The following is a 25,937-nucleotide window of genomic DNA, read 5'->3' as shown; positions in this document are numbered from 1 at the left end:
GGACCGTGTGTGCATTTGGGACGACTTTAGCTCTGATGCATGACGGCGGCGGGTGGTTCCCGGTAAAAGCGGAGTAGTTCTACTCAACCGTCAGGCGGTCGCGAGGGCGGTGCCGACGGCGGCACCGACGCTCTTGCTGAGGTCGCAGGCACCGTCGAGCGGAGCCTCCACCCCGATCAGCGGACCCATCTTGACCAGCAACAACTGCCCGTCGTTGGCGTCGATGTAGAGGTCGCAGCTGTCCGGCTGCGACCCCTCGGTGATGTTCTTCGCCAGGTAGGCGGGATACCCCGAAGCGGTGGTCTCGGTGAGTTCGGTGGTCTTGCCCACCGTCCTCTTGAGGCGATCCACACCACCGTTGGTGAGCGTGTAGAGGCTGCCGCCGTAGGTGCGGGGCTGCTGGAACAGCAGGCCGCACGACTTGGTGCCCTCGCCGTAGTCCGCGGGGGACTCCCGCTCGGTCGCCGACTGGATCTTGAGCGTCGTCTTCGCGTCCGCGGTGATCAGCCCGCACACGTCCACGGACTTCATGTCGACGGCCTTCGGCCTGTTCACCGGGGCGTTCCCGGCCGAAGAACCGGTCGTGGGCGCGGAGCCCGTCTGGTCCCCCGCCGAGGGCTTGCCGGGCTCTGTCGATGAACACCCGGTCAGGACCGCTGCCAGCAGGAACGGGACGGCAAGTCGACGCATGACGGCCAAGTTATCGGATCACCGAGCACGGGGTGTGGCCGATGGCGTGTCCCGCGTCACCCGTAAAGCCCATTGCCGGTGACCGAATATAAAGGAAACCTTCTTTACGATACCCCGAAGCGCCGCCGCCCCGATGCGTCGAGGAGCGACATGCTGCGCAACCGACCACTGCCGACACTGGTCGTGGCGGCGGTGGGCCTGGCCCTGCTGGTGCCGGGCGCCTCCGCCAACGCGGGCCCCGTGCCCGGCACGGGAGCGGCGCTGAAGGTGGCCGCCGTCCCGGGACAGACCTCCACCGTTCCCGACTGGCGCATGCAGAGCAGCGCCTCGGCCCCGCAGGCCGGCAACGTGATCTCCGGGCCCGCCTACTCGGACGTGGGCTGGCTGACGGTCCCCGCCCGGTCGACGGTGATGGCCGGGCTGATCGCCAACGGCAAGTACGGCGACGTCAACCACTCGGAGAACCTGAAGCGCGCCAACGCGAACGACTTCAAGGTGCCGTGGTGGTACCGCAAGGTCTTCCAGGCCGACCCGCAGCCGGGCGTGAACACGTTCCTCAAGCTCAACGGCGGCGTGATCGCACGCGGTGAGGTGTGGCTGAACGGCACCAAGGTCGCCGGCACGGACACCGTGATCGGGGCGTACCCGACGTTCGAGTTCAACGTCACCGGCCTGCTGCGCAAGGGGGACAACGCGCTCGCGATCAAGGCGTCGCCGTCCGACCCCGCCAGGGACCTGGTGATCCACTTCATCGACTGGTCCCAGCTGCCGCCCGACCGCAACCAGGGCCTGTTCCGCGACGTCGACCTGACGGCGAGCGGACCCGTGTCGGTGCGCGACCTGCACGTGCTGAGCGACCTGCCGCTGCCGGACCTGAGCAGCGCCAAGGTGACCGTGAAGGTCGACGCGCGCAACAACACCGGCGGCCCGGTCACCACCACCGTCGCCGGCAGCGCCGCGGGCCAGAACTACAGCCAGGTCGTGAACCTCGCGGCGAACGAGACCCGGACCATCACGTTCTCGCTCGACGTCACGAACCCGCAGGTCTGGTGGCCGTTCCAGATGGGCGCGCAGCCGCTGTACGACGCGACGGCGGCCGCGACCGTCAGCGGTGTGAAGTCGGACAAGCAGAAGACGACGTTCGGCATCCGCGAGGTCACCTCGAAGATGATCAGCGGCAACGTCCAGTACCAGGTCAACGGCAAGCCGATCCTGATCCGCGGCGGCGGCTGGGCGTCGGACCTGTTCCTGCGCACGGACGCGCGGAAGATCGCCGACGAGATCCGGCTGACGAAGTCCATGGGGCTCAACACGATCCGGCTGGAGGGCAAGCCGGAGAACGACGAGATCTACGACCTCGCCGACCGCGCGGGCGTCCTGCTCATGACCGGCTGGGAGTGCTGCTCGAAGTGGCAGAACACCGGCGGGTTCACCGCGGAGGACAAGCGGGTCGCGGGCGCGTCCGCCGAGGGCGAGGCCAAGCGGATCCGCAACCACCCCAGCGTGTTCACGTTCCTGATCGGCTCGGACGAGGCGCCGGTGGCCGACGTCGAGAAGATCTACCTGGACGCCCTGAAGCGCGCCGACTGGCAGACGCCGGTCATCACCGCGGCCGCCCGCCGCAGCTCACCGCAGCTCGGTGACTCGGGCATGAAGATGGACGGCCCGTACTGGTGGGAGCCGCCGGTCTATTGGTACAACAACCAGAAGGGCGGCAGCGCGGGCTTCGCGTCGGAGATCGGCCCCGGCCTCGCCATCCCGGAGATGGACGAGCTGAAGAAGTTCCTCAGCCAGGCCGAGATCACCAAGCTCACGGACTACAACGCGCAGCAGTACCACCTGTCGCCGTCGGGGAACTTCAGCAAGATCGGCTTCTGGGGCACGGCGCTCGACAACCGCTACGGCAAGCCGTCGAACGTCGAGGACTTCGTGAAGAAGGCGCAGCTGCAGCAGTACGAGACGAACCGCGCGCAGTTCGAGGCGTTCGGCCGCGACTTCTCCGACACCGGCGCGAACCAGGCGCAGGGCGTCATCTACTGGATGCAGAACGACCCGTGGCCCAAGCTCTTCTGGCACCTCTACAACTACAACCTCGCCACCGCGGGCTCGTACTTCGGTGCCAAGACGGCGAACAAGGCGTTGCACGCGCAGTACTCCTACGACGACAAGTCGCTCGCCGTGGTGAACATGGGCCTGGAAGCCCTGCAGGGCCTGCAACTCCAGGTCACGGTCTTCAACTCCGACGGCACGCAGAAGGCGAACGAGACGCGTCCCGTTCCGGCCAAGGCCAACGGGTCCGTGCGGGTCGGGAACCTGCCGCAACCGTCCGGGCTGTCGACGGCTTACTTCGTGCGGCTGCTGCTCAAGGACGCGAGCGGCAAGGAGGTCGACCGCAACGTCTACTGGCTGTCCACCAAGGCGGACACGCTGAACTACAACGCCGGCGACTGGTGGTACACGCCGCAGGCCCAGTACACGGACCTGAAGTCGTTGAGCTCGCTGAAGGCAGGCCAGGTGACGGTGGCCTCCACGACGACGCCGGGTGCGGACGGCCGGCAGTCCACGAGCGTGACGGTGAAGAACACCGGTACGTCCGTGGCGTTCTTCCTGCGGGCGTCGCTGCGCAAGGGCCAGGGTGGCGCCGAGGTGCTGCCGGTCGACTGGAGCGACAACTACATCACGCTGTTCCCCGGTGAGTCGCAGACGATCAGGGCCGACTACCGCACGTCCGACCTGGGCGGCACGGCTCCGGTCGTGCAACTCTCCGGGCACAACGTGAGCAAGCGCTAGCCGCCGTAACGGTTCGCGACGACGTCGGGTCGTTCCACGGGACGGCCCGCGTCGAGCGACCACGCCAGCCGCACGTACTGCGCGTGCGTCCAGGCGAGTGGAGTGGCCGCGCCGGTGCCGCGGCCGTTCCACACCTGCTCGGGCAACATGAGTCCGCTGTTCGCGGTCGCGGCGATCTCCTTCAGTCGCTTGGCCGCGCTCGCCCTGTCACCCGCGAGCAGCTCGTACTCACCGCGTTCGCCGGTCAGCAACGGCCAGAGCCTCCCGTACGTGCGGGTCGGCGTCGGCCAGTTGATGCCCCACGGCCTGCCGTCGGCGGTCTCGCCGTAGCCGTCCTGCGTGAACCGGTGCCAGTAGCCCTGCTCCTTCAGCTGCTGGTCCACGACCTGCACGGTGTTGCGGACGACCGGGTCGTCGGCGCGCTTCACGCCGAGCCTGACCAGTTCGAGGAAGCTCGGGTCCACCACCGCGCGCTGGTCGATGTCGGTCGGGTTGTTGTCGCCCAGGTCGTACTTCGTGCCCTGATCGGGCATTCCGTCCTTGGTGACGCGCAGGTAGTACGGCTTGGGCTCGTACGGGCCGGTCTTCGTGGCGGTCCAGCCCTCGACCTGCTGCTGCCAGGAGTCGGCTGCCGCGAGGTACTTGTCGGCGTTCTGCCCGTTGCGCTGCAACAGGTCCGCAAAGCACACCAGTCCGGCGACGGCCGAGGCGACAGTGGCGGGCGAGTAGCCGTCCTGGTTCTCCCAGCGCTCCTGCTCGCTGAACGGAGCGTTCGGGTACGCCAGCAGGTAGTCGGCGGAGCGGCGCAGCGAGTCTAATGTGGACTTGTCCTGACGGCCCAGGTGCCACGCGAGCAGCAGCGGCGCCGCGACCTGGTCGAGCTGGACCTTGAGCCACACCGGCGTGCCGTCGACCCGCGTGTTCTGCGGCAGGTGGCCATCGGGTTGTTGTTGCCTGGCCAGCATGAAGTCGAGTGACCGCTGGGCGAAGCCGACGTCTCCGGCGGCGATCATGGCCGTGGAGACGTGGTACAGGTCGCGCGGCCACACCAGCGCGTACGGGCCGAGCTCCGGCGCCAGTTCGCGGTCGAACCCGAACGCCCACGGGAAGCTCGGTGACGCGATCGACGCGCCGGGGTGGGTCTTGTCCTCGGTCGCGGCCAGCACCATGACGGACATGTCGTAGAGGCGCCGGTCCGCGGACTTCGGGCGCTTCAGGCCGTCGAGGTAGGTGTGCCAGCCCTGCGCGTACTCCTTCGCCGCGGCGCGGAACCCGCGGTTCAGCGCTGCCTGGGCGACGCCGTCGCCGAACCCGACCGCGAACGTGCCGTACGCGCGCCGCACCGGTTTGGTCGGCAACGTGCTGACGACCTCGCTCGAACCCTTCATCGGCACGTGCTCGATCGACAACCGCACGGGTCGCTGCGCCTTGAAGTCCACCACCGCGAGCACGGCCGCGCGCTGCGGATCGGTGACGTAGGTGATCTCGGCCTGCCAGCCGTCACCGCGCACGTGCTGCCGGAACGTCAGCGACCGGTCGTCGGCGGGTTCGGTGCGGGCCTCGCCGGGCTCGCCGTCGACGAGCAGCCGGGTCTCGCGGGTCGCGGGAGTGCTGAGGTCGGGGTGGAAGATCTCGGAAAGCCCCTGGTGGCCGAGGGTGAACCACACCGGGCTGGCGGCGGACCGGGCCGTGCCGAACGCCTGCTTGTCGGCGGGGAGCGGCACGACGTCCGGAGCATCAGCGCGGGCGATGGGAGCCGACATGACCAGCAGGAGCACGACGAGCGCCAGTGGCTTCATGCCCACCGGGGTGCCCCGGTCTAGAGATCACCACGCAACAGGCTGTCGATGTTCTCCGGCGGTCCCGGCCGCGCGAAGAACCATCCCTGGCCCGTGTCACACCCGAGGCGCAGCAGCCGCGCGGCCTGGGCGGGCGTCTCCACGCCCTCGGCCGTGACGCCCAACGACAGGGCGTGCGCGAGCTGCACCAGCGTCGCGACGATCTGCGAGTCGACCGGGTCTTCCTCGTTCTCGGCGCGCAGCCCCTCCATGAACGAGCCGGCGATCTTCAGCTCGTGCACGGGCAGGTGCTTGAGGTACGCGAGGTTCGAGTAGCCGGTGCCGAAGTCGTCGATCGCGATGCGGACACCCATGTCGCACAACGCCCGCAGCGCCTCCAGCGGCTCGTCGGCGGTGCCCATGATCGCCGACTCGGTGAGCTCCAGCTGCAGGTGGTGCGGCGGCAGCGAGCACTCGTCGAGGATCTGCTTGACGTCGCGGACCAGCTCGGGGTCGCGGGACTGCCGCACGGCGAGGTTCACCGACACGAACGGCGCCGAGTCGCCGAACTCCTCGAGCCAGCGCCGGGCCTCCTCGCAGGCCTTGCGCAGCACCCACCGTCCCAAGGGGACGATCAGGCCGGTCTCCTCGGCCAGTTCGATGAACCTGTCCGGCGCGAGCCGCCCGAACTCCGGGTGCTGCCAGCGGACCAGGGCCTCGACGCCGGTCACGGTCGAGTCCTCCAGGCGCACCAGCGGCTGGTACTCGACGTAGAACTCGCCGCGTTCCAACGCGCGAGGCATCGTCGCGGAGAGCGTGAACCGGGCGACCTCGCGGGCGTTGCGCTCCGGGTCGTACAACGCCCAGCGCGCCTTGCCGTCCGCCTTCGCCCAGTAAAGCGTGATGTCGGCGTCCCGCATCAGGTCGGCGGACGTCGTGCCGGACAGCTGCCGTTCGACGATGCCGATCGACGCCGACACGGACAGCTCGTGACCCGCTATCCGGATCGGCGCCTCCAGCGCGGTCAGCACCCGGTCGGCGACCTCGACGATGTCCTGCTCGCCGGACGAGCCCTCGACGAGGATCACGAACTCGTCGCCGCCCATGCGCGCGACGAGCTTGCCCTCGCCGGACACCGACTGGTCGAGCCGGCGGCCGACCTCGACCAGCAGCTGGTCGCCCGTGTCGTGGCCGAGCGAGTCGTTGATGACCTTGAAGCCGTCCAGGTCGAGGTAGCAGAGGCCGGCCCGCACGTGCTTGGCGCGGTTGTTGAAGACGCGGCCGAGGCGTTCGAGGAACAGCGCCCGGTTCGGCAGCCCGGTCAGCGGGTCGTGCAGCGCCTGGTAGCGCAGGCGGTTCTGCAGCAGGTGCCGGTCGGTGACGTCCTCGATCATCGCCACCTGGTACTGCGGCTCGCCGTGGTCGTCGCGGACCAGCGACAACGTCAGGTGCGTCCACACCTGCTCGCCGTCGGCCCGGTGGAAGCGCTTCTCGGCGCGGTAGTGGTCGCACTCGCCCGCGATGAGCTGGTCGTAGAGCCGCCAGACGCTGCCCGCGTCCTCGGGGTGCATGAGGTCGCGGACGTTGTACTGGCGCATCTCGTCGACGCTGAACCCGAGCATGTCCTGCAACGCCTGGTTGACGTCGAGGATCCGGCCGTCGATGTCGGCGATGCCGATGCCGATCGCGGCCTCGGTGAACATGGCGCGGAACCGCGCCTCGGACGCGCGCAGCATCGACTCGGCCTGGTCGCGGGCGTCCAGCACGGCCGCCCTGATCGCCTCCTGCTCGGCCAGCGTGCGTTCGCGCAGCGCACGGGCGTACCCGGCGGCCAGCGCGCCCTGCAGGGCCGCGAGGCGGGAGGTCAGCCGTTCGTCGCCGGGGAAGCCCAGGTCGGCCAGCAGGTCGTCGCCGAGCAGCTGGACGGTGCGGCCCAGCGTGTCGGTGCCGGTGAAGTGCGCGTCGACCAGCCGCGAGCCGATCTCGTGGCCGGGCGCGGTGCGGAACGGTTTCGCGAACAGCGCGGCGACCAGCAGCTCGGTGAGGTCCTGCAGGTGCTGCGCGACCTCGGCCCTGGTCATCGGCACGTAGCTCGACCCGATGACGGCAGTGGCCCAGCTGCGCGCGAACACCTCGGCACCGGCCAAAACGGCCGGGTCCAAAGGAGAGCGGTCCTCACGCACTCGCTGGTCAACCCGTTCGGTCATCTGCTCGGCCTTAAGCCCACGAACGCGCAGCATACGGCCGGTAGCGGTCCGGAGTCATCTCTACTCCTTCCGGCCTACCGCGGCGAAGCCCGGGAAGCGCCTCCCGGCCTCCTCGACGTCGGCCGGTGACTCCGGGTGCCAGGCCGGCACCCGGACGACACCCGGCTCGACCAGCGTGAAGCCGTCGAACAGGCGGCCGAGCTCTGTCCTGTTGCGGAACGTGGACTGCGTGACCTGCCGGTCGTAGATCCGGCGCGCCCGCACCGAGGCGGACGACTCCACGTCGTCCTCGTCGTAGCCCGCCTGCGAGATCGCGAGGTAGCTGCCGGGCGCGAGGCGGTCGCGGTAGCGGCCGATGATGCCCCACGGGTCGTCCTCGTCCGAGACGAAGTGCAGCAACGCGATCATCAGCACGCCGACGGGCTCGTCGAAGTCGAGCTGTTTGGTCACCTCGGGGGACGACAGCACGCCCAGCGCGTCGCGGATGTCCGCCTGCAACACGCTGACCTGTGTGTTGTCGCCCAGCAGCGAGCGGCTGTGCGCGACGGCGACCGGGTCGAGGTCCACGTAGACGACCCGCGCCCCGGGGTCGGCGGCCTGCGCGATCTCGTGCACGTTGCCCACGGTCGGGATGCCGGAGCCGAGGTCGAGGAACTGCCGGACGCCCTGGCCGAGCAGGTAGCGGACGGCGCGGCGCAGGAAGGCGCGGTGGTTGAGGACCACGGTGCGGATCTCCGGCATCGCCTCGAGCGTCTTCTCCGCCGCCGCCCTGTCCGCGGCGAAGTTGTGCGCGCCGCCGAGCCAGTAGTCGTACACGCGCGCGACGCTCGGCCGTTCCAGGTCAATGTCCCCCGGCGCCCAGTTCGGCCGCTCCACTCGCTCTCCCCACCGCGTTCGGACCCGTTCCACCCCATCATGCACCCGGTGGTTGGCAGAATGCCGACCTCGTGAGGAAAAGTTTGCTGCTGTCGACCATTCTCGCGTCGATCGGCGCGTTTCTGCTGGTCGGCGGCGCGCTGCTACTCGTCGACCCCGGCGCGCCGAAGCACGAGGCGATCAAGACGGGCGGTCTCGCGGGCGGCGCGATCGTCGCGCTGTACGCGTTGTGGCTGAACGACCGGCGCCGCAAGGTCGAGGAGGCCCGCCAGGAGCTCGAGAGCCAGCGCATCGACCACGACCGCTCCAGGGTGGCCGACGAACGGTTCGCGCGCGCCGTGGAGCTGCTGGGCCACGAGACCGCCCAGGTGCGGGTGGGCGCGATGCACGCGCTGGCCGGCCTCGCCAAGTCCAGGGTCGAGTACACCCAGACCGTGCTCGACATCCTCTGCGCCTACCTGCGGCGGCCGTTCAAGCGGAAGCCGGACGACGAGGACGCCGGCGAGATCGAGCTGGAGGTCCGCCTCACCTCGCAGCGGCTGATCGAGGACCTGTTGCCGCGCCTGGAGGAGAAGGACCCGGTCCGCTACGACCTCAACCTCACCAAGGCCCACCTCGAGTACATGGACCTGTCGTACCGGCAGGTCGGCGACCTGATCATGCGGGTCGCGCACCTGAACGAGTCCAACGCGTTCCACCACATGGTGGTCCACGGCGACGTCTACCTCACCGACGCCGAGGTGACCGGCCGGTTGTACATGCACCACAACGACTTCCGCCGCAAGGCGTGGTTCAGCAGGGTCAAGGCGAGCGGTCTCGCCGTGTTCACGGAGACGAAGTTCGGCGGCGAGACCAAGTTCGCGAACTCCGAGTGGGCCGACGTGAAGGCGGACGGCTGCACGTTCGCCGTCGAGGCCGATCTTCCGGAAGCGTGGAGGAACTGACGTGAAGTGGCTCGTCGCGGTCATCTTGGCCGCCGTGGTCACCGCCGTGACCGCGGTGCTGCTCGTGCTGGTCAAGGCACCCCCGGTCGAGGTCGTGAAGACGGCCGGGGTCGCGGGCGGCGCCGTCGTCGCGCTGTACGCCCTGTACCTCAACGACCGCAAGCACAACCTGGAGAGCGAGAAGGTCGCCGACGAGCGGTTCGCGCGCTCGGTCGAACTGCTCGGCAACGAGGCCGACCAGGTGCGGGTGGGCGCGATGCACTCGCTGGTGTGGCTGGCGAACTCGACCCCGCGCTACAAGCAGACGGTCATCGACGTGCTGTGCGCCTACCTGCGGCGCCCCTTCCACCACCCGTCCTGGGACGAGAACGGCGCCGACCCCGACACCGTGCTCCTGGAGGACATCGACCCGGCCGTGCAGCAGGAGCAGCAGGTCAGGCGCACCGCGCAGCGACTGATCCGGGACCTGCTCTCGTGGGGCGACAAGCAGAAGAAGATCCACTACGACCTCGACCTGACCGGGGCCGCGCTGGAGTACTTCCAGCTCGACGGCAGGCGGGTGCAGAGGTTCACCGCCCGCCGGGCCCACTTCTACGGCATCACCCAGTTCCGGAAGCTGCACGTCACGAAGCCCGCGCTGTTCTCCGGCGGGACCTTCCACGGCCGGTTGACCCTGGCCGAGGTGAGGTTCGACGGCGGGGTCGCGTTCAGCGAGGTCACGTTCCGGCGGGAGGTCGACTTCCGCGCCGCGTCCGTCGGCACGTTCCTGGCGCTCACAGACCCGGCGCCCGCGACGCAGCTCGGTGAGCTGGAGCTGCTGCCCGGCACGGCGATGCGCACCGAGCACGCCGGCTGGCGGCTATCCGGCAGCCCTGAGCCTGCCGGCCCGCGCCTCGAAGACCATGTCGAGAAGAACCCCGGCGGCCGCACCGGGGGTGTTCCCGGTGACGACGACCGTTTCCGCGAAGGGGACGTCTACGTCGCCGCGGAGGCCGATGCAACGAACCAGTTCCGACTTGAGGGAGAAGGACTGGGGGACGAGCGCGACCCCGAGCCCGAACCCGACGAAGTCAAGAAGTGAGTGCACGTCGTTGACCTCGACGGCGACGTGCCGCTCGACCCCGGCGGCCGCCAGCGTGCGGTCGACCTCGTCGCGCGTGCCCCAGTCGGCGTTGAAGTCGACGAACGGCTGACCGGCCAGCTCCTGCAACGCGACCGACTCCCTCGCCGCGAAGGGGCTGTCCGGCGCGCACGCGAGCACCAGCGGTTCACTGGCCAAAGTGGACATCCGCAGGTCGTCGGCGATCCGGTGCTGCCGCGTGACGAACGCGAGGTCGAGCCGGCCCGCGCGCACGTCCTCGACCAGTTCGGCGTTGCCCGCCTGGCGCATCCGGATCTCCACGCCGGGGTGCAGCTCGTGGAACCGCGCCAGCACGGCGGGCAGGTGGACCACGTGCAGGCACTGCAGGCTGCCGACGGACAACGTGCCGCGCACCAGCCCCTGCACGGCGGCGACGGCGTCCTTGGCCGAGGCGACGCTGTTCAACGTCCGGCGCGCCTCGGGCAGCAGCGCCCGTCCGGCCTGGGTCAGCTCGACCTGGCGGGTGGTGCGCAGGAAGAGCGGCGCGCCGAGTTCGACCTCCAGCGCCCTGATCGAAGCGGACAGCCCCGACTGGGCGACGTGCATGCGTTTGGCGGCCCTGGTGAAGTGGCACTCCTCGGCCGCGGCCACGAAGTACTCGAGCTGTCTGAGTTCCACCATTCATCACCCAAGCTGCTGAATGAGATCACATCCTTGCGTTGGACAGCTTAATCGGAAGGGTCCAAGGTGGAACACATGCAGAAGCGTCGTATCGGAGACACGGAAGTCAGCGCCATCGGCCTGGGCGGCATGCCCATCTCCGTGCAGGGGAGGCCGGATCGCGCGCAGGCGATCGAGACCATCCACGCCGCCCTGGACGCGGGCGTGACGTTCATCGACACCGCCGACGCCTACTCGCTCGACGACAGCGACTTCGGCCACAACGAGGAGCTGATCGCGGAGGGGCTGCGCGGCCGTTCCGAAGAGGTGTTCGTGGCGACCAAGGGCGGCCACACGCGCGTCGCGGGCGGCGGCTGGGAGCTCGACGGACGGCCCGAGTACCTGCGCAAGGCCGTCGACGGGTCGCTGCGGCGACTCGGCGTGGACCAGATCTTCCTCTACCAGTTCCACCGGCCGGACCCGAAGACACCGATCGCGGAGTCCGTGGGCGCCCTGAAGGAACTGCTGGACAACGGCAAGATCCGCTACGCCGGCGTCTCGAACTTCAACCCGGACGAGATCGTGCAGGCCAACGACATCCTCGGCGGCCGGCTCGCGGCGGTGCAGAACCAGTTCTCGCCGCTGTTCCGGTCGAGCGAACCCGAGCTGGAGCTGTGCGCGAAGCTCGGCATCGCGTTCCTGCCGTGGAGCCCGTTCGGCGGCATCGGGAAGGCGGGCGCGCTGAGCGGTCCGTTCAAGGAGGTCGGCGACGCCCACGGCGTGAGCGCCCATCAGGTCTGCCTGGCGTGGATGCTGGCGAAGTCGGAAGTGGTAGTCCCCATTCCGGGTGCTTCCCGACCGGCGAGCATCCAGGATTCGGCCTCCGCCACCCACCTGGAGTTGACCGCCGAGGAGCTCGCCCGCCTGGACGGGTGACCCCGGTAGCAAATTGCGACAAATGGTCGCACGATCTACTCCATGCGGACCTTGATCAGCATCGTGGCGATCGTCGCCGGCATGTCGCCGGCACCCGCGTCCGCGGCGCCCTTGCCCGAGGGCTCCGCGGACCACACGGCGGGCTCCCAGATCCTCAAACACGAGGGCTCGGGCGACCTCCGCGCGGAGTCACCGCCCACCGAGGGCAAGGTGCCCGGCATGGACGTCAGCAGCCATCAGGGCGACGTCGACTGGAAGTCCTCGTGGGACAAGGGAGCCCGGTTCTCCTACGTGAAGGCGACCGAGGGCACCCACTACAAGAACCCGAAGTTCACCCAGCAGTACAACGGCTCGTACAACATCGGCATGATCCGCGGCGCCTACCACTTCGCGCTGCCCGACCGCGCGAACGGCGTGGCGCAGGCGAACTTCTTCGTGGACAACGGCGGCGGCTGGTCGGCCGACGGCAGGACCCTGCCGCCCGCGCTCGACATGGAGTACAACCCGTACGGCGACACCTGCTACAACATGAACCAGACGGCCATGACCGCGTGGGTCAAGGAGTTCAGCGACACCGTCTACGCGCGCACGAAGCGCCATCCGATGATCTACACGTCCACGAGCTGGTGGAACAAGTGCGTCGGCGGGTCGATCAAGTTCGGCGACGACAATCCTCTGTGGATCGCGCACTACAGCGCGAAGCTGGGAGCGCTGCCGGCCGGGTTCGACTTCCACACGATCTGGCAGTGGCAGGCGGCCGGGCTGTTCCCCGGTGACCAGAACCTGTTCAACGGCAGGATGGAACAGCTCCAACGCATCGCCGCGAGCTGACGGAGGCCCCGTCGCGGTGACGGGGCCTCCTCCACGTTCTAGTCGAACAGCGCCGGGAGGGTGCCCTCCCAGGCCTCGCGGAGCTCGTCCAGCGGGATCTCGCCGAGGCCCTGGACCTCCAGGGCCTTCGACTCCGGGTCGACCACGCCGACCTTGCGCCACGGCAGCCTGCGCGCCGTGCACATGTCGACGAACCGCTGCTCCTCGGTGCGCGGGACGGCGACCAGGACGCGGCCGGCCGACTCGCTGAACAGCGCGGTGAACAGGTCGCCCTCGGGGAAGACCCGTGCGCCCACCTCGCCGATCAGGCACGTCTCGACCAGCGCCTGGGCCAGACCGCCCTCGGAGAGGTCGTGCGCGGCGGAGATCATGCCGTCGCGGGAGCCCGCGACGAGGACCTCGCCGAGCAGCTTCTCCCGCTTCAGGTCGACCTTCGGCGGCAGCCCGCCCAGGTGGCCGTGGACGTGGTGCGCCCACTCCGACCCGCCGAACTCGTCGCGCGTCTCGCCGAGCAGCAGCAACGTCTCGCCCGCCTCGGCACCGATCCCGGTGGGGATGCGGCGGCGCACGTCGTCGATCACACCTAGGACACCGACGACCGGCGTGGGCAGGATCGGGGTGGAGCCGGTCTGGTTGTAGAAGCTGACGTTGCCGCCGGTCACCGGGATGCCGAGCTCCGCGCAGCCGTCCGCGAGGCCCTTCACGGCCTGCTCGAACTGCCACATGACCGCCGGGTCCTCCGGCGAGCCGAAGTTGAGGCAGTTCGTGACGGCGACCGGGGTGGCGCCGGTGGCGGCGACGTTGCGGTAGGCCTCGGCCAGCGCCAGCTTCGCGCCCTCGTACGGGTCGAGCTTGGTGTAGCGGCCGTTGCAGTCGGTGGAGAGCGCGACGCCGCGGCCCGTCTCCTCGTCGATGCGGATCATGCCGCCGTCGCTCGGCTGCGCGAGGACGGTTCCACCTCGCACGTAGCGGTCGTACTGCTGCGTGACCCACTTCTTCGAGGCGAGGTTGGGGCTGGCCGCCATGGTCTTGACCAGGGCGAGCAGCTCGTCCTTCGCGGGCCTGGCGAGCCCGTCCGGCGTCTTCGCCTGCAGCTCGTCCTGGTCGGCCGGGCGCTGGATCGGCCTGTCGTAGACCGGGCCCTCGTGCGCGACCGTGCGCGGCGGCACGTCGACGACGACCTCGTCGTGGTAGGTGATGACCAGGCGGTCGCCCTCCGTCACCTCACCGATCTCGGTGGCGATGACGTCCCACTTCGCGCAGACCGCCATGAACGCGTCGACGTCGTGGGGCTCCACGACGGCGCACATGCGTTCCTGGGACTCGCTGGACAGGATCTCGGCCGGGGTCATGTTCGCCGCCCGCAGCGGCACCCGGTCGAGGTAGACGTGCATGCCGCCGTCCCCCGCGGACGCCAGCTCGGACGTCGCGCAGGACAGGCCCGCGCCCCCGAGGTCCTGGATGCCCGCGACGAGGCCCTTCTCGAAGAGCTCCAGGGAGCACTCGATCAGCACCTTCTCGGTGAACGGGTCGCCGACCTGCACGCTCGGCAGCTTCTTGCGCTTGCCCGCCGTGTCGTCGAACGTCTCGCTGGCGAGCACGCTGACGCCACCGATGCCGTCGAGACCCGTGCGCGCGCCGTAGAGGATGACCTTGTTGCCGGTGCCGCTCGCGTGCGCGAGGTGCAGGTCCTCGACCCGCATCGCGCCGACACACAGCGCGTTGACCAGCGGGTTGCCCTGGTAGGACTCGTCGAACACGACCTCGCCGCCGATGTTGGGCAGGCCGAGGCAGTTCCCGTAGCCGCCGACACCCGCGACGATGCCGGGCAGCACCCGCCTGGTGTCCTCGGCGTCGGGCTTGCCGAACCGCAGCGGGTCCATGACGGCGAGCGGCCGCGCGCCCATCGCGAGGATGTCCCGCACGATGCCGCCCACGCCCGTCGCGGCGCCCTGGTAGGGCTCGACGTACGACGGGTGGTTGTGGCTCTCGACCTTGAACGTGACGGCCCACCCGTCACCGATGTCGACGACGCCGGCGTTCTCGCCGATGCCCGCGAGCATCTTGCTGCGCATCTCGTCGGTCGTGGTCTCACCGAAGTACTTGAGGTGCACCTTCGACGACTTGTAGGAGCAGTGCTCGCTCCACATGACCGAGTACATCGCCAGTTCGGCGTCGGTCGGCCTGCGGCCGAGGATCTCCTTGATGCGCGCGTACTCGTCGTCCTTCAGGCCCAGCTCCTTGTAGGGCTGCTCCTGGTCGGGCGTCGCCTCGGCGTTCTTGACGGTGTCGATCATGCCTTCACCACCGTGTCGAGCAGGGACAGGAACATGCCCAGTCCGTCGTCCGTGGGGCCGGTGAGCGCGTCGATGGCGTGCTCGGGGTGCGGCATCAGCCCGACGACGTTGCCCCTGGCGTTGGTGATGCCGGCGATGTCGTTGCGGCTGCCGTTGGGGTTGTCCCCGACGTACCGGAAGACGATCCGGTGCTCGTCCTCCAACTCCTTGAGGGTGTCCTCGTCGGCCTGGTAGCTGCCCTCGCCGGACTTCAGCGGGATGAGGATCTCGGCGTTCCTGTCGTACCGGCCGGTCCACGCCGTGGTGTTGTTCTCGACGCTGAGCCACTGGTCGCGGCACACGAAGTGCAGCTTCTCGTTGCGGGTCAACGCACCCGGCAGCAGATGCGCCTCGGCGAGGATCTGAAAGCCGTTGCAGATGCCGAGAACGGGCATCCCCTTGTTCGCGGCCTCGACCACTTCCTGCATGACGGGCGCGAACCGCGCGATGGCACCGCACCGCAGGTAATCGCCGTAGCTGAACCCACCGGGCACGATGACCGCGTCGACACCCTTGAGGTCGTGGTCGCCGTGCCACAACGGCACGGCCTCGCCGTCGGCGTGGCGGACGGCACGCTGTGCGTCGACGTCGTCGAGCGTGCCGGGGAAGGTGATGACACCGACCCTCATGCCTCGACCCTGCGCACGGTCCAGTCCTCGATCACGGGGTTGGCGAGGAAGGTCTCGGCGATCTTGGCGAGCGTGGCGTCGTCGACGTCGTCGGCGACCTCCAGCTCGAAGTGCTTGCCCTGGCGGACGGCGGTGACGCCGTCGAAGCCGAGACGGGGCAGCGCGTTCGCCACCGCCTGGCCTTGGGGGTCGAGGATTTCGGGCTTCGGCATGACGTCGACGACGACTCGGGCCACGACAGACTGCTCCTGGGAATGGGGAGGGCTGGCGGTACCTCGTGACCCTACCTGAGCTGGGCGTTCATCCCCGCTTCACGTGTTCGGGGGCACATCGGGCGGCGGTCCACCATCGGGTGAACGAGCTTGCCTCGCTCTGGCGGTTTGGTAGAATCGAACTCGCCGAGGCCCGTAAGCCGAGGAAGTGTACCCAGCCCACGTCCGGACGGTCGACGGCTGGGTATCGCGCTTTCTAGGGGCAGTCCAGGTCGACGATCGACTCGACGACCGGCATCACCCGCTCCCGCCATTCGCCGCCGGAGCCGTAGCACCAGGCGACGAAGTCCGCGATCCACAGCAACTCCTCGCTGTTGCTGCGGCAGTGCTCGTAGACGAGGTTCGTGGACAACGCGGCATGGCCGAGTGAGGTGCGGATCGTCAAGAGGTCGTGCTGATCCCGTTGAGCCCGGGAATCGAGGACGAGCCGATGAGCACCGGCTTCCAGCAGGTCAACGACGAGCTGCCGCAGGCACGCCTGACGCGCCTGCTCGTCGCCCTGGTCACAGCTTCGCTTGTACAAGCGCACGGACACCTGCGCGTCCACCAGCCGTGAAGTGATCGCTTTGCGGCGGCTGGGAGTCTCCTTCTTGCAATGCAGCTCCCGCTGTCCCGGCATCAGCAGGCAGCGCAGAGCTTTGCGGAACTTGTGCAGCCGGCCGGGCGGCACGAGGGCCACCGCCAGCAGGTACGTGTTGTTGCGCCGAGACTCGTCGACGAACGCGTGCAGACTCACGGAACGTCCATCGGCCGGTTCCGAACACCAGTTCAGCAAGTCCAACCGATCGGGACCGAACGACTCCGCCTTGGACTTGTTCCAACCGGCTGTTTCGCCGAAAGCGAGACCACTGGCAGCCAGGCCCGATCGGACGGATGCTGGGGGACATGAAGATCCTCGTGCTCGGCGGGACCGTTTTCCTCAGCAAGGCGATCACGGCGGAGGCGGTCCGCCGGGGCCACGAGGTGGTCTGCGCTGCTCGGGGCGCCTCGGGCGGCGTGCCGGAGGGCGCCACGCTGGTCCAGGTCGACCGGGACAGGCCCGGCACGTTCGACGCGCTGGCCGGGGAGCGGTTCGACGCGGTGGTCGACGTGTCGAAGTACTCGGTGAACTGGGTGCGGGACGCGCTGGAGGCGTTCGGGGCGACGACGCCGCACTGGACGTTCGTGTCGAGCATCTCGGTCTACGCGGACCACTCGACCGGCAGTGACGAGCTGCTCCCGCCGCTGGAGGACGACCCTTCGCAGGAGTTCACGGCCGAGCGGTACGGCAGCGTCAAGGTGGCCAGCGAGATCGCGGTCCGGGAGGCGGTGGCGAGCCGCGAGTTCATCGTCAGGGCGGGCCTGATCACCGGGCCCGGCGACCCCAGTGACCGGTTCGGGTACTGGCCGTCGCGGATGGCGCGGGGCGGGCGCGTGGTCGTGCCGGACAGCCCGGACCTGGGTTTTCAGCACATCGACGCGCGGGATCTGGCGCAGTGGATCGTGTTCGCGGCCGAGGAGCGGGTCACCGGCACGTACGACTCGACCGGGCCCGTCATGCCGTTCCAGATGGCCATCGGGGAGATCGCCGGCGCTACGGCTCCGCCTGGGACGCAGCTCGTTCCCGTCAAGGAGAGCGTGCTGAAGGAGCTGAAGATCAACCCGTGGTCCGGGCCCCGGTCGTTGCCCCTGTGGCTGCCGCAGGAGTGGGCCAAGATGGTCGGCCGCGACGTGAGCAACGCGCTGGCGAACGGGTTGCGGGTGCGGCCGCTGGCCGAGACCGCGCTCGACTCGCTGGAGTACGAGCGCGGCCTCGGACTGGACCGGCCCCGCAAGGCCGGGCTCACGGCGGAGGAGGAGCAGGAGATCCTTACAGCAGTGAGTTGACCTGCGCGGCGACGAGGTCGATGCGCACGCCCTGGTTCGGGCAGCCGCCGAAGTGGTGGAGCCCGATCACCTTGTGCGTGCGCCTCGACAGCACGGGTGAGCCGGACGAGCCGCCCTCGGTGTCGCACATGTAGCTGATGTCGGACTGCGACGAACTGCCGTTCACGCGTACGGCACGCACGACGCAGTAGCCACCGCCGTTGTTGTTGTCGCGCAACGACAGCTTCTTCAGCTTCCCGGCCGGGTGGCCGACGATGTACATCTCCTCACCCACGGCCGGAACGCGCGCGTCCAGCTCGAGGTAGCCGAACGAGCTGATGGCCGCGAAGTTGTTCACGGTGAAGAGGGTGTAGTCGAGGGCAGCGCTGTACTTCAGCACCGACGCCGCCAGCACCTTCGTGACGGTGGCCGTGGCCGTGCCGCCGCAGGTCGGGCACTGGTAGTTGAACCACACCTCGATGCCGGTGGTGCTGGTGAAGCAGTGCTCGTTGGTCAGCATGCGGTTGTTCGGGCCGACGCGCCACGCCGTGCACAGCGAGCTGCCGTTGCGCAGCAGCTTCGCCACGGCCGGCGTCTTGCCCCACTCGGTCGGGTTGCTCGACTGGTAACAGACCGCGTCCTTGTAGTCGTTCGTGCCGCAGATGCTCTGCACGGACGGCTGCGAGGACATCTCGGCCTCGGTGTAGCCCCGCGTCAGCTTGTCGACCCGGACGCGCGACGCCGGATTCGTCACGGAGACCACGGCGCGGTCACCCGTGATCGACATGGCCCAGAAGCCGGTGGCGTCGGGCGTGGCCGTCAGGGAGGCCTTCAGGTCGCTCGTGTACGTGTACTTCTCGGTGCCGTCGGGGTTCGACACCGTGAGCACGTCACCGGACTGGATCCGCAGGTCCGTGAAATGCAGCTTCACGTAACCGGATCCCGGTCGTTCGACCACCGTCGAACGATTCGCGCCACCCACGCGTACTGAGACCTTTTCCTCAGTTCCGATTTCCTGCGACTGCGGCGACGAGGCCTGCGCAGGTGTAGAGGTGGTGGTAGCAGGGATGATGGACGTCATCGGCAGGGCAAGCGCCAGTGCCGTGAGGAGATGCAGGGTTTTCCTCATGCCCTTTGATACTTCCGACGTCACCTCATCGTGTCAGCCCGCCAAACGTCGGTAATGGAGGTTTCCGTGAAAGTTGTCCATTTCGGTCATGCCTGCGTGCTGCTCGACACGGGGACGACCCGCATCCTGATCGACCCCGGCACGTTCTCCGCGGGGTTCGAGGACCTCACCGACCTGGACGCGGTGCTGATCACGCACCAGCACTTCGACCACATCGACGTCGAACGGCTGCCGGCGCTGCTCGCGGCGAACCCGCAGGCGCAGTTCATCGTCGACGAGGGCACGGCACCCACCGTCGAGAACGCGACCGTCGCCCGGCCGGGTGACACGTTCAAGATCGGCGACCAGTCCGTCCGGGTCGCCGGCGGGCAGCACGCGGTGATCCACGCGGACATCCCGACCATCCCGAACGCCGCCTACGTGATCGGCGACGGCGCGTTCTACCACCCCGGCGACTCGCTGGTCGTGCCCGACGAGGACGTCGACGTGCTCGGGCTGCCCGCGGGCGCGCCGTGGCTGAAGACCGGCGAGGCCGTCGACTTCCTGCGCGCCGTGAAGCCTCGCGTGGCCGTGCCGATCCACGAGAAGACGCTGGCCAGCCCGCAGATGGCCGTCCGGTTCTTCGACATGTTGAAGCCGGACGGCACGGACGTCAGGCTGCTGACGCCTGGCGAGGAGACGGCAGTCTGACGTAGGTGGTCGGCGCGGCGTCGTGGGCGAGGGCGATGTCCACGGCGTCGAGCACGGCCTGCCGCGCACCGGGCCGGTGCAGGTCGCGGGCGTCGACGGTGATCCGGGTCAGCCCGCCGCGGCGCGCGGACCTGGCCGTCGCGTAGACCAGCGCCAACGACCGCAGCTCACCGAAGCTGTTGCGCTCGGTCAGCGCGTGCAGCCGGCCCAGCGTCGCGAGCCCGCTGCCGACCTCTCGAACGGCGTGCGCGTCGGCGCAGAGCTTGAACCTGTGCTTGGCCAGCGCGAGCAACGTGCCGGGCGACGCCACGCACCGCCGTGGGGCGAACGTGTCGGAGTTGAGGCCGATGGCGTCCATCTGCAGACGGGCGCCCATCAGCAACAACCCGGCTTCATAGGCCGGCAGCCGCCGTTGACCGAGACCGTGCAGCACGACGGCGTCACCGAGTGAGGCGCGCTGCCGCACCCATTCCTGCGCCGTGCCGAGCTCGCGAGGTACTACGAGCAACGACAACGGCACCTGCCGCGGGTCGAGGGCCGCGGCGAGCTCAGCGCATCGGTCGAGTGTCTGCGGACCGATGCCGGACAGGGAGACCACGAGCTGTGAGTGCACCGTATGAGTGCGCCACGCCGTGGTGACGTCCGCGTGAAAGCAGAGCTAACTCAGGCGAGCCAGTCAGCGAAAGACCGGCCAGTGAGCCGCTCGTACGCCTCGACGTACCGCGCACGGGTGGCCTCGACGATGTCCGCGGGCAGCGGAGGCGGCGGCACGTCCGACTTGCGGTCCCAGCCCGAGGCGTCGGACGTCAGCCAGTCGCGCACGAACTGCTTGTCGAACGACGGCTGCACGCGACCGGGCTCGTAGCCCTCGGCCGGCCAGTAGCGCGACGAGTCCGGCGTGAACACCTCGTCCGCGAGGATCAGCTCACCGGACGCGTCCAGCCCGAACTCGAACTTCGTGTCCGCGAGGATCAGGCCGCGCGTCAACGCGTACGCGCGCGCCTCGCTGTACAGCTCGATCGTGCGGTCGCGCAGCTTCGACGCCAGCTCGACACCGTGCTTCTCGGCGATGACCTCGAACGACACGTTCTCGTCGTGCGCGCCGATCTCGGCCTTCGACGCGGGCGTGAAGATCGGCGGGTCCAGCTCGGACGCCTCGACCAGCCCGGCCGGCAGCTCGATCCCGCAGACCGCGCCGGTCGCCGTGTAGTCGGCCATGCCCGAGCCCGTCAGGTACCCGCGTGCCACGCACTCCACGTCGACCATCTGCAGCTTGCGCACCAGCAACGCGCGGCCGCGGACCTCGGCGGGGATGCGCGGGTCGTCGTACGCGACCAGGTGGTTCGGGGAGAGCCGCTCGAACCAGAACACGCTCATCGCGGTGAGCACGCGCCCCTTGTCGGGGATCTCCGAGCTCAGGATGTGGTCGTACGCCGAGATGCGGTCGGACGCGACGAAGAGCAGCAGCTCGTCGTCGACGTCGTACAGATCGCGAACCTTGCCGCGGGCGACGTGCTGGTAGTCAGCGAGCGTAGGCACGCTGGTCAGCCTACGTGCCCCTGTTTCGGCGACCGATGTACACCCCGCACCCCTACAGATCAAGGGCGAAGAAGCTTAAGGTGCACCCGTGCTCACCAGAAAGGCCCTGTGGATCCCGGCGTTGGCCAGTGCGGCCTTGCTGATCGTCCTGGGCGTCGCAGGGTGGAGCTTCGACTCCAGCCCCATCTCGTCTCCCACGTCGGGAGGCTCGCAGAACACGAGCGGGAACCAGTCGGTCAGCATCGTGCCGACTCCGGACGTCGCCGACATCTCGGTGAAGACATCGTCGTCATCGACCTCGACGACGACCACCACGAAGACCACGCAGCCGAAACCGCCGCCCGCCCAGCCGCCGGCGGCCACCCAACAGCCACCCGCGACCACCAGCGAACCGCCGCCGCAGCAGGGGCTCCTGGTCAACGAGGGCGCCCGGTGCGATCCGGAGGGCGCCACCGGCATCGGCCTGCTCGGCGAGAAGCTGGTGTGCCGCAAGGACCCCCAGCGCGGCGACCGGCTGCGCTGGCAGAAGGTCTAGGTGCGCCACTCCAGCACGTCGACCTTGTCCCCGACCGACATCGTTCCGGTGCGTGTGACCTGGGCCTTCATCCCGAACGTCACACCGCCGTCGGGATCACGGCGGTAGGTCGCGAGCGACCGGATCGGCTCGGGTCCGGCCTTCAGCCCGGTCTCCTGGTCGACCATCGGCACGGCACACCGCACGCAGTCCTTGGCGTAAGCCAGTTCCACGTCACCGATCACCGCTCGCCGCACCCGGTCCTCCGTGTGCGGTTCGGGCCAGCCGGACACGACCACGTTGGGGCGGAACCGGTTCATCGGCACCGGCTCGCCGCCGCGCTCCAGGATGCGTTCGTTCACACCGTCCAAGGAGGACAGCGAGAGCACCAGCAACGCGTTGCCGTCCGCGTACCCGACGAGCCCGGTGGTCTCGCCCGTCGTCTCGCGGCGCAGGTCCGGTGGTGTGCGCACGAGCCGCACGGACTTGCCCAGCACGTCGGAGAAGTACGCCGCCGGGGCGTCGCCCTGGTCCACTCCGGACCCGTGCCAGGTGTGCACGACGACCGGCACCCGCGGCCCGTCCAGCAGGACCGGGAAGGACTCCCCGCCGATCGACAGCGCCGAGTCCGCGAGGGACGGCCGCAGCGCGGCCATCGCCGGGACCTTGCGCTGCGACAGGAACACGCCCTCGTCGTCGACCAGCATCATCATCCGGTCGTCGCGCAGGCCGGTCGCGTCCACGGCGGAGGAGGCGACGGAGTACCCGCCGCACCCCTTCACCGGGTACACCACCAGGTCGGACACGATCACAGGATCGGCTCCGGCTCGTAGGCCGGGTACTTGTCGACGACCGCGGCGACCTGCTCCACGACCGACGCGACCTGCGCCGACGCCACGCCGGTGAACGACAGGCGGTCGGCCAGCAGCGCCTCCAGGGCGGCCTTGTCGAGCGGCAGGCGGTCGTCGGCGCCGAGGCGGTCCAGCAGGTCGTTCTGCGCGAGACCCTGCTCGCGCATCGCCAGCGCGACGGCCACCGCGTTCTCCTTGATGGCCTCGTGCGCGGTCTCGCGGCCGACACCCGCGCGCACGGCCGCCATCAGCACCTTCGTCGTGCCGAGGAACGGCAGGTAGCGGTCCAGTTCGCGGGCGACGACGGCCGGGTAGGCGCCGAACTCGTCCAGCACCGTCAGGAACGTCTCCAGCAGGCCGTCGAACGCGAAGAACGCGTCGGGCAGGGCGACCCGGCGGACCACCGAGCACGACACGTCGCCCTCGTTCCACTGGTCGCCCGCGAGCTCGCCGACCATCGACAGGTAGCCGCGCAGGATCACCGCGAAGCCGTTCACGCGCTCGCACGAGCGGGTGTTCATCTTGTGCGGCATCGCGCTGGAGCCGACCTGGCCGGGCTTGAAGCCCTCGGTGACGAGCTCGTGGCCCGCCATCAGCCGGATCGTCTTCGCGACCGACGACGGCGCGGCGGCGAGCTGCACGAGCGTCGAGACGACGTCGAAGTCGAGCGAGCGCGGGTAGACCTGGCCGACCGACGTGAGCACGCGCTCGAAGCCGAGGTGGCCCGCGACCGTCTGCTCCAGCTCCTGCAGCTTCTCGGGCGTGCCGAGCAGGTCGAGCATGTCCTGGGCGGTGCCGACCGGGCCCTTGATGCCGCGCAACGGGTAGCGCGAGATCAGCTCGTCGAGGCGGGAGAACGCCACCAGCAGCTCGTCGGCGCCCGTCGCGAAGCGCTTGCCCAGCGTCGTGGCCTGCGCGGCCACGTTGTGCGAACGGCCCGCCATCACCAGGTCGGAGTGCTCGGCGGCGAGGCGCGCGAGGCGGCCGAGGACGGCGGCGACCTTGGAGCGGATCAGCTCGAGCGAGCGCAGCACCTGCAGCTGCTCGACGTTCTCGGTCAGGTCGCGCGAGGTCATGCCCTTGTGGACCTGCTCGTGGCCCGCGAGCGCGTTGAACTCCTCGATGCGCGCCTTCACGTCGTGCCGGGTGACCCGCTCGCGCGCGGCGATCGACTCCAGGTCGACCTGCTCCAGCACGCGCTCGTAGTCCGCGACCGCCGTCGCCGGCACCTCGATGCCCGCGGCCGCCTGGGCCTTGAGCACGGCGAGCCACAGCTGGCGCTCCAGCACGATCTTGTGCTCGGCCGACCAGAGCGTCGCGAGCGACGTGGAGGCGTACCGACCTGCGAGGACGTTGGCGATGCGGGGCTTCGTCACGCCCTCAGGTTAGTGCACCCGGCCGTCACTCCCAGGCGATGACCGAGTCCGTGGTGAGCGCTGTGAGCACGTCCACACCCACCGGGATGTTCTGGCGGATGCCGTTGCCGGTCGACGGATTGCGCGAGTAGCTGGAGATGATGACCGACCTCCTGCCGTCCTCGAACGTGCGCATCGACACCGCCTTCACCACCTCCGAACCGTCGCGGAACTCGGCCTCGGTGACGACCGAGCCGTCGTTCTGCCGCACGTCCCGGCAGAAGAGCGCCGTGCCGGAGTTGCACAGCTGGCCGGGCGAGATCGCCGAGCCCGTGGTGACCAGCAGTGCCGTCGGCCCGATCGCGTCGGTGAAGTAGACGAAGCCGTAGAGGTCGTTCGAGTCCTGGGACGTGCTGACGGGCTGCAGCGGCACCTCGGGCTTCAACCCCGGCCCGCTCCAGTTGAAGCTCCCGTAGACCTCCTTGAACTCCGGCCGCTGCCGCTGCAGCCGGTCCGCCAGCGCGTCGCCGATCTTCTGGTGGCGTCTCCTGTCCGGCGTCGACGGCGTGGCCGACGGTGCGGCGCTCGTCTCGGTCTCCGCGCCGAGCTGGCTGTCCCGGTCGCGCGGCAGCAGGCCGGGCAGCGCGAACGACGCCACGGCGATCACCGCCGTAGCCACTCCCACAGCGACCAGCGCTCGGCGACGACTTTTTTTCTGCTCGACCCGCCTGATCAGGGTGTCGGGGTCGAAGTCGAGCGGCGGCTCGTCCCAGACGGCCAGCAGCATTCCCTCGCGGATCTCCTGCTCACTCACGACGCGACCCTCCCCGAACTGTTGTCGAGCTTCTCCACGATGGTGCGCAGTGTCGCGAGACCGCGCGCCGTCTGGCTTTTGACCGTTCCCTCGGTGCACCCCATGGCCACCGCCACCTCGGCGACCGAGAGGTCCTCGAAATAACGCAGCACGAGCACCGCCCGTTGCCTCGGGGGCACCTGCAACAACGCGGTGTGGACCAGTTCGCGGGCCCACAGCTTCGCGCTGGTCGTGTCGGGGTCCACGGTGGCGTCGGCCGCGTCGGGCAGTTCCCCGTCCCGCTGCTCGGCTCTGCGCCACGGCCTGCGCTTCTCGTCGAGCCACGTGCGCAGCAGCACCTTGCGGGCGTACGCGATCAGGTTGTCCAGGTCCTTGATGCGCTTCCACGCCAGGTACATCTTCATGAGGCTCGACTGCATCAGGTCTTCGGCTGTGTGCCAGTCGCCACAAAAGAGGTACGCAGTACGACGCAAAGACGCGGCATTGGCTGCCGCGAATTCACGAAAGCCCTGTTCATCGGCCTTGCGCATGCGATCCCCTCTCGCGTCCTCACCCAGGGACACGCGTCGGAGGAACGCGAGGTTGCATCACTCGTGACGCGAAAGGGCCGAACGGAGCATCCTGCCCGCCACGCCCCGCGGATCGGACTTCAGCTCGATGAACGAGTTGACCACCGAGCCGTCCACCAGCGCGATCAACTCCTCGACCCGCTCGCTGCCGACCTCACGGCCGGCGCGCGCGAAGACGTCGGTCACCAGCACGCGCAGCTCGGTCGACAGCTCGCGCATCAACGGCCGCAGGTACGGGCGGCGGCCGGTCGCGACGAGGCGTTCGTAGCGCAGCAGCACGGCCTCGATGTCGGTCGCGTCCTCCCCGACGAGCAGGTCGAGGACGAACTCGACCAGCGCGTCGTCGGTCATCCGCTCCTGGATCGACGAGAGCCGCCGCCGGAAGCTCGCGAGCTCGCTGCGGCCGTGGAACTCGACCGCGGCGGTGATCAGCTCGTCCAGCGAGTCGAAGTAGTACGTGGTCGACGCGAGCGGCAGACCGGCGCGTTCGGCGACGGCGCGGTGCCTGACCGCGTCGAAGCCGCCCTCGGAGAACAGGCCGGACGCGGCCTCCACGAGCGCCTGCCGCCTGCGCTCACCCTTGGGAGTTGCTGCCGTCATA

At 69.2% G+C, this 25,937-nt stretch carries 24 protein-coding genes and 1 pseudogene; 8 read left to right on the top strand and 17 right to left on the bottom strand.

What is annotated here, in order from left to right; all coding sequences use genetic code 11:
• Positions 1-90: 90 nt before the first annotated feature.
• The gene (locus ND450_RS34005; protein ID WP_253322398.1) at positions 91-690 is read right to left on the bottom strand and encodes a DUF3558 domain-containing protein; all 600 of its coding nucleotides are present in this window, start codon (positions 688-690) and stop codon (positions 91-93) included.
• A 150-nt stretch (positions 691-840) separates the two neighbouring features.
• Here ND450_RS34005 and ND450_RS34000 point away from each other — a divergent pair, with 150 nt between their 5' ends.
• Entirely contained in the window at positions 841-3,480 is a 2,640-nt protein-coding gene (locus tag ND450_RS34000; protein WP_253322397.1) for a glycoside hydrolase family 2 TIM barrel-domain containing protein, read from the top strand.
• On the opposite strand, the gene ND450_RS33995 is transcribed toward ND450_RS34000, so the two are convergent.
• Genes ND450_RS33995 through ND450_RS33985 form a run of 3 tightly spaced genes read right to left on the bottom strand, consistent with a single transcriptional unit; the run spans position 3,477 to position 8,341 of the window.
• A complete protein-coding gene (locus tag ND450_RS33995; RefSeq protein WP_253322396.1) occupies positions 3,477-5,279 on the bottom strand; it encodes a glycoside hydrolase family 15 protein in 1,803 nt (600 codons plus the stop codon). The two genes, ND450_RS34000 and ND450_RS33995, sit on opposite strands and share 4 nt — an antisense overlap.
• 20 nt (positions 5,280-5,299) lie before the next feature.
• Positions 5,300-7,465: a bifunctional diguanylate cyclase/phosphodiesterase gene (locus ND450_RS33990; RefSeq protein ID WP_177229856.1), complete on the bottom strand. Its 2,166-nt coding sequence runs from the start codon at positions 7,463-7,465 to the stop codon at positions 5,300-5,302.
• Positions 7,466-7,525: 60 nt separating this feature from the next.
• On the bottom strand, positions 7,526-8,341 hold the full coding sequence (locus ND450_RS33985) for an SAM-dependent methyltransferase (protein WP_253322395.1): 816 nt from the start codon (positions 8,339-8,341) through the stop codon (positions 7,526-7,528).
• Positions 8,342-8,412: 71 nt separating this feature from the next.
• Between ND450_RS33985 and ND450_RS33980 the strand changes: the two genes are divergently transcribed.
• Complete coding sequence (locus ND450_RS33980; RefSeq protein ID WP_089918719.1) at positions 8,413-9,285, top strand: pentapeptide repeat-containing protein; 873 nt, start codon at positions 8,413-8,415, stop codon at positions 9,283-9,285.
• Between the two features lie 256 nt (positions 9,286-9,541).
• Positions 9,542-9,994 (top strand): annotated as a pseudogene (locus tag ND450_RS46115) (pentapeptide repeat-containing protein); the annotation flags it as partial.
• A 150-nt stretch (positions 9,995-10,144) separates the two neighbouring features.
• Here the strand turns inward: ND450_RS46115 and ND450_RS45895 are convergent.
• On the bottom strand, positions 10,145-11,047 hold the full coding sequence (locus ND450_RS45895; RefSeq protein WP_371927479.1) for a LysR family transcriptional regulator: 903 nt from the start codon (positions 11,045-11,047) through the stop codon (positions 10,145-10,147).
• 75 nt (positions 11,048-11,122) lie between these two features.
• Between ND450_RS45895 and ND450_RS33960 the strand changes: the two genes are divergently transcribed.
• Positions 11,123-11,962 (top strand): aldo/keto reductase, encoded by an 840-nt coding sequence (locus tag ND450_RS33960; protein ID WP_089918717.1) that lies wholly within the window; start codon positions 11,123-11,125, stop codon positions 11,960-11,962.
• Between the two features lie 42 nt (positions 11,963-12,004).
• Positions 12,005-12,793, top strand: a complete 789-nt coding sequence (locus ND450_RS33955) for a lysozyme (RefSeq protein WP_253322393.1) — start codon at positions 12,005-12,007, stop codon at positions 12,791-12,793.
• A gap of 38 nt (positions 12,794-12,831) precedes the next feature.
• Here ND450_RS33955 and purL read toward each other — a convergent pair whose 3' ends face one another.
• From purL to ND450_RS33935, 4 genes are all read right to left on the bottom strand, one after another.
• Positions 12,832-15,090: a phosphoribosylformylglycinamidine synthase subunit PurL gene (gene purL / locus ND450_RS33950; RefSeq protein ID WP_253322392.1), complete on the bottom strand. Its 2,259-nt coding sequence runs from the start codon at positions 15,088-15,090 to the stop codon at positions 12,832-12,834.
• Positions 15,087-15,758: a phosphoribosylformylglycinamidine synthase subunit PurQ gene (gene purQ / locus ND450_RS33945; protein WP_253322391.1), complete on the bottom strand. Its 672-nt coding sequence runs from the start codon at positions 15,756-15,758 to the stop codon at positions 15,087-15,089. Before purQ ends, purL begins: the two co-directional genes overlap by 4 nt.
• Complete coding sequence (purS, locus tag ND450_RS33940) at positions 15,755-15,994, bottom strand: phosphoribosylformylglycinamidine synthase subunit PurS (RefSeq protein WP_030477798.1); 240 nt, start codon at positions 15,992-15,994, stop codon at positions 15,755-15,757. Before purS ends, purQ begins: the two co-directional genes overlap by 4 nt.
• Positions 15,995-16,226: 232 nt before the next feature.
• Entirely contained in the window at positions 16,227-16,766 is a 540-nt protein-coding gene (locus tag ND450_RS33935; protein WP_253322390.1) for a hypothetical protein, read from the bottom strand.
• 149 nt (positions 16,767-16,915) lie between these two features.
• Here ND450_RS33935 and ND450_RS33930 point away from each other — a divergent pair, with 149 nt between their 5' ends.
• A complete protein-coding gene (locus tag ND450_RS33930; protein ID WP_253322389.1) occupies positions 16,916-17,896 on the top strand; it encodes an NAD-dependent epimerase/dehydratase family protein in 981 nt (326 codons plus the stop codon).
• Here ND450_RS33930 and ND450_RS33925 read toward each other — a convergent pair.
• The gene (locus ND450_RS33925; RefSeq protein WP_177229853.1) at positions 17,880-18,806 is read right to left on the bottom strand and encodes a serine protease; all 927 of its coding nucleotides are present in this window, start codon (positions 18,804-18,806) and stop codon (positions 17,880-17,882) included. The two genes, ND450_RS33930 and ND450_RS33925, sit on opposite strands and share 17 nt — an antisense overlap.
• 264 nt (positions 18,807-19,070) lie before the next feature.
• On the opposite strand from ND450_RS33925, the gene ND450_RS33920 reads away from it, so the two are divergent.
• Positions 19,071-19,694 (top strand): MBL fold metallo-hydrolase, encoded by a 624-nt coding sequence (locus tag ND450_RS33920; RefSeq protein ID WP_253322388.1) that lies wholly within the window; start codon positions 19,071-19,073, stop codon positions 19,692-19,694.
• On the opposite strand, the gene ND450_RS33915 is transcribed toward ND450_RS33920, so the two are convergent.
• Positions 19,657-20,307, bottom strand: a complete 651-nt coding sequence (locus tag ND450_RS33915; protein WP_253322387.1) for a DUF2334 domain-containing protein — start codon at positions 20,305-20,307, stop codon at positions 19,657-19,659. The two genes, ND450_RS33920 and ND450_RS33915, sit on opposite strands and share 38 nt — an antisense overlap.
• Positions 20,308-20,357: 50 nt before the next feature.
• On the bottom strand, positions 20,358-21,233 hold the full coding sequence (locus ND450_RS33910; protein WP_253322386.1) for a phosphoribosylaminoimidazolesuccinocarboxamide synthase: 876 nt from the start codon (positions 21,231-21,233) through the stop codon (positions 20,358-20,360).
• 88 nt (positions 21,234-21,321) lie between these two features.
• Here ND450_RS33910 and ND450_RS33905 point away from each other — a divergent pair, with 88 nt between their 5' ends.
• Complete coding sequence (locus ND450_RS33905; protein WP_253322385.1) at positions 21,322-21,768, top strand: hypothetical protein; 447 nt, start codon at positions 21,322-21,324, stop codon at positions 21,766-21,768.
• On the opposite strand, the gene ND450_RS33900 is transcribed toward ND450_RS33905, so the two are convergent.
• The 5 genes from ND450_RS33900 to ND450_RS33880 are packed head-to-tail and all read right to left on the bottom strand — an operon-like array spanning position 21,765 to position 25,936.
• Positions 21,765-22,553 (bottom strand): MOSC domain-containing protein, encoded by a 789-nt coding sequence (locus tag ND450_RS33900; protein WP_253322384.1) that lies wholly within the window; start codon positions 22,551-22,553, stop codon positions 21,765-21,767. The genes ND450_RS33905 and ND450_RS33900 overlap by 4 nt on opposite strands.
• A gap of 2 nt (positions 22,554-22,555) precedes the next feature.
• Positions 22,556-23,974 (bottom strand): adenylosuccinate lyase, encoded by a 1,419-nt coding sequence (purB, locus tag ND450_RS33895; protein ID WP_253322383.1) that lies wholly within the window; start codon positions 23,972-23,974, stop codon positions 22,556-22,558.
• A gap of 25 nt (positions 23,975-23,999) precedes the next feature.
• Positions 24,000-24,767: a hypothetical protein gene (locus tag ND450_RS33890; protein ID WP_253322382.1), complete on the bottom strand. Its 768-nt coding sequence runs from the start codon at positions 24,765-24,767 to the stop codon at positions 24,000-24,002.
• Entirely contained in the window at positions 24,764-25,297 is a 534-nt protein-coding gene (locus ND450_RS33885; RefSeq protein ID WP_089918696.1) for a SigE family RNA polymerase sigma factor, read from the bottom strand. Before ND450_RS33885 ends, ND450_RS33890 begins: the two co-directional genes overlap by 4 nt.
• Positions 25,298-25,354: 57 nt before the next feature.
• Positions 25,355-25,936, bottom strand: coding sequence for a TetR/AcrR family transcriptional regulator (locus ND450_RS33880; RefSeq protein WP_253322381.1), 582 nt, complete (start codon positions 25,934-25,936; stop codon positions 25,355-25,357).
• Position 25,937 lies beyond the last annotated feature (1 nt).

Origin of the sequence: Lentzea sp. HUAS12 (genome assembly GCF_024125735.1) — a bacterium.
GTDB lineage: Bacteria > Actinomycetota > Actinomycetes > Mycobacteriales > Pseudonocardiaceae > Lentzea > Lentzea albida.
Note: the sequence above shows the minus strand (reverse complement) of the source record. Positions and strands in the feature narration are given on the sequence as shown.